The 6,810-nt window shown below is 63.1% G+C and carries 8 protein-coding genes; 3 read left to right on the forward strand and 5 right to left on the reverse strand.

Going from position 1 to position 6,810, the window contains the following annotated elements:
- The 5 genes from B3D39_RS13275 to B3D39_RS13295 all read right to left on the reverse strand — a co-directional run.
- A partial coding sequence (locus tag B3D39_RS13275; RefSeq protein ID WP_286789779.1) for an NADP-dependent isocitrate dehydrogenase occupies positions 1-1,656 on the reverse strand: 1,656 nt, incomplete at its 3' end.
- 146 nt (positions 1,657-1,802) lie between these two features.
- Positions 1,803-2,393 carry an HD domain-containing protein gene (locus B3D39_RS13280; protein WP_274963409.1) on the reverse strand — a complete coding sequence of 197 codons (591 nt, stop codon included), beginning with the start codon at positions 2,391-2,393 and terminating at the stop codon, positions 1,803-1,805.
- Positions 2,390-2,827 carry a hypothetical protein gene (locus B3D39_RS13285; protein ID WP_274963408.1) on the reverse strand — a complete coding sequence of 146 codons (438 nt, stop codon included), beginning with the start codon at positions 2,825-2,827 and terminating at the stop codon, positions 2,390-2,392. Before B3D39_RS13285 ends, B3D39_RS13280 begins: the two co-directional genes overlap by 4 nt.
- Complete coding sequence (locus tag B3D39_RS13290; RefSeq protein ID WP_198453180.1) at positions 2,824-3,087, reverse strand: hypothetical protein; 264 nt, start codon at positions 3,085-3,087, stop codon at positions 2,824-2,826. The genes B3D39_RS13285 and B3D39_RS13290 overlap by 4 nt, the downstream gene beginning before the upstream one ends.
- Positions 3,087-3,764: an alpha/beta hydrolase gene (locus B3D39_RS13295; protein ID WP_078540872.1), complete on the reverse strand. Its 678-nt coding sequence runs from the start codon at positions 3,762-3,764 to the stop codon at positions 3,087-3,089. The genes B3D39_RS13290 and B3D39_RS13295 overlap by 1 nt, the downstream gene beginning before the upstream one ends.
- 255 nt (positions 3,765-4,019) lie before the next feature.
- On the opposite strand from B3D39_RS13295, the gene B3D39_RS13300 reads away from it, so the two are divergent.
- From B3D39_RS13300 to sufB, 3 genes are all read left to right on the forward strand, one after another.
- Positions 4,020-4,478 (forward strand): Rrf2 family transcriptional regulator, encoded by a 459-nt coding sequence (locus B3D39_RS13300; RefSeq protein WP_078520720.1) that lies wholly within the window; start codon positions 4,020-4,022, stop codon positions 4,476-4,478.
- A 143-nt stretch (positions 4,479-4,621) separates the two neighbouring features.
- Positions 4,622-5,665 carry a cysteine desulfurase family protein gene (locus tag B3D39_RS13305; RefSeq protein ID WP_274963407.1) on the forward strand — a complete coding sequence of 348 codons (1,044 nt, stop codon included), beginning with the start codon at positions 4,622-4,624 and terminating at the stop codon, positions 5,663-5,665.
- Positions 5,666-5,683: 18 nt separating this feature from the next.
- A partial coding sequence (sufB, locus tag B3D39_RS13310; protein ID WP_286789780.1) for a Fe-S cluster assembly protein SufB occupies positions 5,684-6,810 on the forward strand: 1,127 nt, incomplete at its 3' end.

A 6,810-nucleotide genomic window follows, 5' to 3' on the forward strand; every position in this document is an offset into this window, starting at 1 on the left:
GATCGGGAACAGGTCGGTCAGGTAGTCGCGCAGCACGTTGCCGGTGATCGCGATCGTGTTCTCGCCCTTGGTGATGGTCTCGAGCGAGGCAATCGTCGCCTCACGCGGGGCCATGATCTCGAACTTGTCGGCCACGCCTTTGGCCTCCAAGATCGGCTTCACGAAGGAGATCAGCTCCGCATCGTGGGCGCGGCTTGCGTCGAGCCAGAAGATCGCGCGGTAGCCGGTTGCTTTCTGACGGTCGATGGCGAGGTTCACCCAGTCTTCGATCGGCGCCTTGCGGGCCGAAGCCGAACGCCAGATGTCGCCCTTCTTCACGTCATGCGAATGCAGAACGGTGCCGTCGTCGAGCACCATCTTCACGGTGCCGTCGGTCGGGATCTCGAAGGTGGTCGGGTGCGAGCCGTATTCCTCGGCTTTCTGCGCCATCAGGCCGATGTTCTGAACGGTGCCGGCGGTGGCGGGGTTCAGTTTGCCGTTGGCTTTGAAATACTCGATCGTCGCATCGTAGACCGGCGCATAGGAGCTGTCCGGGATCACGCAGACGCAGTCGTGTTCCTTGTTGTCCGGGCCCCAGCCTTTGCCGCCGGCGCGGATCAGCGCGGGCATCGAGGCGTCGATGATGACATCGGAGGGCACGTGCAGGTTGGTGATGCCCTTGTCCGAGTTCACCATATACATCGGCGGGCGCTGGTCGCGGACCTCTTCGATCGCAGCGAGGATTTCCGGCTCGCCTTTGACGCGCTCCAGCAGATCGCCCATGCCCGAAGCCGGATCGACGCCGAGCGACTTCATCTTGTCGCCGTATTTCTCGAAGACCGGCTTGAGCCATTCCTTCACCGCATGACCGAAGATGATCGGGTCGGAGACCTTCATCATCGTCGCTTTCATATGCAGCGAGAACAGGACGCCTTCGTCCTTGGTCTTCTTGATTTCCTCGGCGAGGAACGCGTCGAGCTTGTCAGCGGACATGTAGGTCGCGTCGACCACGGTGCCTTCGGGGTAGCTCACGCCGTCCTTCAGAACGGTCTCGCCATCTGCGCCTTCCAGAACGATCTTCGCGGTGGATGCCTTCGGCAGGGTCGCCGAGAGTTCGTTCGAGAAGAAATCGCCTTCCGACATGGTGGCCACGCGGGTCTTGCTGTCGGCGGTCCACTCGCCCATGCGGTGCGGGTTGTTCTGCGCGAATTTCTTCACGGCAGCGGCGGCGCGGCGGTCGGAGTTGCCCTCGCGCAGCACCGGGTTCACGGCCGAGCCCTTGATCGAGTCGTATTTCGCGCGGACGGCTTTTTCCTCATCCGTCTTCGGCTCTTCGGGGTAGTCGGGCAGGGCGTAGCCCTGACCCTGCAGTTCGCGCACGGCGGCGACGAGCTGCGGCACCGAGGCCGAGATGTTCGGCAGCTTGATGACGTTGGCCTGCGGCGTCTTTACGTAATCGCCGAGCCATGCCAGATCGTCCGACTGGCGCTGCTCTTCGGTAAGCGCTTCGGGGAAGGTGGCGAGGATACGGCCCGCGAGCGAGATATCCTTGGTGCCGACCGAAATCCCGGCCGCTTGCGCGAATTTGCGCACGATCGGCAGCAGCGATGCGCTCGCCAGTTCCGGGGCCTCGTCGACCTTGGTGTAAATGATGTCAGGAGTGTTCTTGTCGCTCATGGCACAGCCCTCTTCGGTTGAAGCCTCGGTTTGCTGCCTCTTACCCGATTCAGATGCGCTTGGCTAGACGGTATGCGATTGTATACGGAGGTTCCGCGAAATCCCGGAGGAACGCCTCGGAATAGGGGGCAAGGGCCGAGTGTGGCTTAGCTGCGTGCGGCGAACCAGCCTTCGACCCGTGCGCGCACCCAGTCCCAGACCGCCGGAGCGCCACGGGCGATCTTGGTGCCGATGCGCTCTTCGAGTTGGGTGAAGCTGACATCGTAATCGATCCACGACCCACCGCCCGACTGGTGGTTGAGCAGCACAGGCTGCACCCGGTCGAGCGATTTCGCGAAGATCGCGTCGGGGGTCTCGTTGGCCTCGAATTCCTGCCAGAGCGCCAGCATCTGCGCTCCCTGATCCCCGGGCAACAACCCAAAGATACGTTCGGCGGCGGCGGCTTCTGCTTTCAGGATGTCTTCCGCGCCATGTGCCGTGCCGCCCTTGGAATGGATCGGCACATCGCCTACGTCGATCTCGACCAGATCGTGCAGCAGCAGCATGCGGATCACCCGGTCGATCGAGACGCCTTCGGGTGCCTGTTCGGCCAGCGTCAGCGCATAGAGCGCGAGCGACCAGCTATGCTCGCCCGAGTTTTCGGGGCGCGAGGCGTCGTGGATCGGCGTCGCGCGGGTCACCGATTTCAGTTTCTCGGCTTCGGCGAGGAAGGTGAATTGCTGATCGAGCCGGGTCATGTACGTCTCCAGAGCCGGGGCAGAAGCAGAAGCAGCGCCACGAAGGCGAAGAGACCGCCGGCGCGCCAGCTCATCGCGCGGTCGGTATAGCCGGAACAGTCGAGGTTCGGCGCCGCGAAGGCGTAGAACAGGACCGTGGCGAGGATCGAAAAGACGACGATGCCCATCCCAAGAACCGGCGGGATCGCGCGGTTCGCGGCCGCGAGCAACAACCCGGTCCAGCCCAGCCAGAGCGGGGTCACAACGAGGATCAGATGCATCGGGTTCGCGAGGAGTTCGCCGAGGCCCATCACCAGCGCCGCGCCGCGCGACGACGCGCCGTCCCACTCTCCGTCGCAAATCATGTGGCTTGCATGAAAGGCTGTCGCGATGATCAGCGACAGGGCGAGGGAGAGGGCTGCCGCGAAAACGACGCGTGCGGCCCCCGGGCTCATGACCCGGTCCCGGAATCCGGTGTTTTCGCCGCTGCCTGCGCCCGCTTTTCCAGTTCCACCAGCTTGCGCTCGAAGAATTCGCGGCCACGCTGCTCGGCCATATGCAGGCGACAGGCCGTGATATAGGCCTCCTGCAGCGAGGGCGACGACGTGCCGATATAGTTGCTCACCTCCATGAAGAGGCGTTCGTCGTCGTATTTGCGCATCGCCTCCATCGTGTCGGTGGCGAGCTTTTCAGCAAGTTCGTCGATCAGCGCCATTAGCGCGTGCCCTCCGTCAGGCGGCGGCGGACATAGGTCTGAACCGTGTCGATCATCGGCTGCATATGGGCTTCTTCGTTCTTGAAGAAGTGATCCGCACCTTCGATGACCTCATGGGTGATCGTGATGCCCTTCTGCTCCTGCAGCTTGGAGACCAGTTGTTCGGTCTCTTTGGGCTGCGCGATCCGGTCGTTCGTACCGTTGATGATCAGACCCGAGGACGGGCAGGGCGCGAGGAAGGAATAGTCGTAATTGCCGGGGCCGGGCGACGAGGGGCCGGGCGGGGCAACGGAGATGAAGCCGGTGATCTCGGGACGGCGCATCAGAAGCTGCATGCCGATCCACGCGCCGAAGGAATGGCCCGCGACCCAGCAATGCTTCGAATTGGGATTCATCGTCTGCAGGTAGTCCAGCGCCGAGGCGGCATCGGACAATTCGCCCACGCCCTGATCGTATTCGCCCTGGCTGCGGCCCACGCCCCGGAAGTTGAAGCGCAGAACGGTGAAGCCCATTTTGAAGAAGGCGTAATGCAGGTTGTAGACGACGCGGTTGTTCATCGTGCCGCCGAATTGCGGATCGGGGTGCAGAATGATCGCGATCGGCGCGTCGGGTGCGGGCTGCGGGTGGTAGCGCCCCTCGAGGCGACCTTCGGGACCGGGAAAAATGACTTCGGGCATCGTCTCTCGTTTTTATTGCGCCAGCTCTGGGTTCCTTGGGCGCCTGCGCTCCTGCCTTTCTTGACGGGTCGGCGCGGCTGGCCTAGGAGAAAGCCTCCCCCGGCGCCATGCCGGGAGATCGGGCATTGGTGGAGGTAATCGGCCCTCGCGCTTGCGTCAATGCTTTAGCAATGATTCACTCCTGCGCGGGCGGTGTTTTCGGGCCGATTTTCGGCTAAATACGGGTTCGGATGGGTCTCGGGCCGAGGAGGGTGCATGAAACTGTCGACGAAAGGCCGTTACGCGATGGTCGCGCTGGTTGATCTGGCGCTGGCGGGCGAAGGCAGCCGGACCTCTCTGGCGGCGCTGTCGGAGCGTCAGGATATCTCGCTGCCCTATCTGGAGCAGCTCTTCGTGCGGCTGCGCCGGGCGGGGCTGGTGAATTCGGTGCGCGGCCCGGGCGGCGGCTACCGGCTGGCGCGCTGCCCGTCGGAGATCCGCATCTCGGAGATTTTCGAGGCCGTGGACGAGACCGTCTCGGCGATGCATGTCGGCGCTGGCGCGTCAGGGGCGATTTCGGGCTCGCGGGCGCAGTCGATGGCGAACCGTTTGTGGGAGAGCCTGTCGGCACAGGTCTTCGTCTTCCTGCACCAGACGACGCTGGACGATGTGGTGAAGAACCGCATGAAACCCTGTCCGGCCGTGCCGAGCCTGTTTTCGGTCGTCGACGAGTAAGTTCGACCGCCGGGGCTTGAGGGGCACTCGCGGACGCTCCGCGGGGGATATTTTTGCCAAGTCGAAGGCACGCCCTTTCTTCTGGGGCGCGGCTGCCCTATCCCCGCCGCAGGTATCCGACATTTAACCAAGCGGAGCGTATCATGGCGCGCAGCTATCTCGATTGGAACGCGACAACGCCGCTGAGGGCAGAGGCCCGTCAGGCGATGATCGAGGCGATGGATGTGGTGGGCAACCCGTCCTCGGTCCATTCCGAGGGCCGCGCGGCGAAAGCGCTGATGGAGCGGGCGCGCGCTCAGGTCGCGGCGGCTTTGGGGGCCGAGGGGCAGGATGTAATCTTTACCTCCGGCGCGACCGAGGCGGCGGCGCTGGCGCTGGCGGGGCGCGAGGTGCATTGCGCGGGCGTCGAGCATGACGCGATCCGCAGCTGGTGCATCGAGGATCTGCCGGTCGATCGGGCAGGGCGGATCACCGTCACCGATCCCGCGAACTCGGCCCTGCAGCTGGCCAATTCCGAGACCGGCATCGTGCAGGATCTGCTCGAGGGGCTGTATCTGAGCGATCTCACCCAAGGCTTCGGCAAGATCCCCTTTGCGTTCAACTGGCTCGGCACCACCTGCGGCATCGTCTCGGCGCATAAGCTGGGCGGGCCGAAAGGCGTTGGCGCGCTGATCGTGAAGCGCGGCACGGATATCGCGGCGCAGCTCAAAGGTGGTGGTCAGGAGATGGGTCGGCGGGCCGGCACGGAGAACCTGATCGGCATCGCGGGCTTCGGTGCGGCAGCCGAAGCCGCCTCGCGTGATCTTGAGGGCGGAATCTGGCGCGAGATCGAAAAACTTAGAAACATTCTAGAAAACGCCATTGCGGATCGGGCAAGCGAGACTATTTTTGTCGGGAATGAATCGCACAGGCTTCCGAACACCTCCTGCTTCATCACGCCCGGCTGGAAGGGCGAGACGCAGGTGATGCAGATGGACCTGGGCGGGTTCGCGGTTTCCGCAGGCTCCGCCTGTTCGAGCGGGAAGGTCAAAAGCTCTGCTGCGCTGGTCGCGATGGGCTTTTCGGAAACCGAGGCGGGATCGGCCTTGCGGGTCTCGCTGGGGCCGCAGAGCCGCGAAGAAGATGTCATGCGTTTCGCCGAACACTGGCTGAAATGCGAAGCGAAACACCGCGCACGGCGCGGGTAAGAGATGGGAGAGCCGGATATGGCGGGCGTTGATCAGGTGGAAGTACGTGAAGGCGTCGATCGCGAGACGGTCGAGACCGTCCAGAATATGGGCACCTACAAATACGGCTGGGACACCGATATCGAGATGGAATACGCGCCCAAAGGCGTGAATACGGATATCGTCCGCCTCATCTCTGACAAAAACAAAGAGCCCGAGTGGATGACCGAATGGCGTCTGCAGGCCTTCTCGCGTTGGGAAGATATGCCCAAGCCGAACTGGGCGCTGCTGAAGGTTCCGGAAATCGATTTTCAGGACCAGTATTACTATGCGCGCCCGAAGAGCATGGTCGAGAAGCCCAAATCGCTCGACGAGGTCGATCCCAAGCTGCTCGCGACCTATGAGAAGCTCGGCATTCCGCTGAAGGAACAGATGATCCTCGCGGGTGTCGAAGGCGCGGAAGATATCAACCTCGACGATCGCCAGATCGCGGTGGACGCAGTGTTCGACTCCGTCTCCGTCGGCACCACCTTCAAGGACAAGCTGGCCGAGGCGGGCGTGATCTTCTGCTCGATCTCGGAAGCGATCCAGGAACACCCGGAGCTGGTGAAGAAATATCTCGGTTCGGTCGTGCCGCAGGCGGATAACTTCTATGCCGCGCTGAACTCGGCCGTGTTCTCGGACGGCTCCTTCGTCTACGTGCCGCCGGGCGTGCGCTGCCCGATGGAACTGTCGACCTATTTCCGCATCAACGCGGAGAATACCGGGCAGTTCGAGCGCACCCTGATCATCGCCGACAAGGGCTCTTACGTGTCCTATCTCGAAGGCTGCACCGCGCCCAAGCGTGACACTGCGCAGCTGCACGCGGCCGTGGTCGAGATCATCGTCGAGGAAGATGCCGAGGTGAAATATTCCACTGTGCAGAACTGGTTCCCGGGCGATGAAGACGGCAAGGGCGGCATCTACAACTTCGTCACCAAACGCGCCGATTGCCGCGGCGACCGCGCCAAGGTGATGTGGACGCAGGTCGAGACCGGCTCCGCGATCACGTGGAAATACCCGTCCTGCATCCTGCGCGGCAAGGAAAGCCAGGGCGAGTTCTACTCGATCGCCATCGCGAATAACTGGCAGCAGGCCGATACCGGCACCAAGATGATCCATCTGGG

Source organism: Thioclava sp. UBA3469 (assembly GCF_002378135.1).
Taxonomy (GTDB): domain Bacteria; phylum Pseudomonadota; class Alphaproteobacteria; order Rhodobacterales; family Rhodobacteraceae; genus Thioclava; species Thioclava sediminum.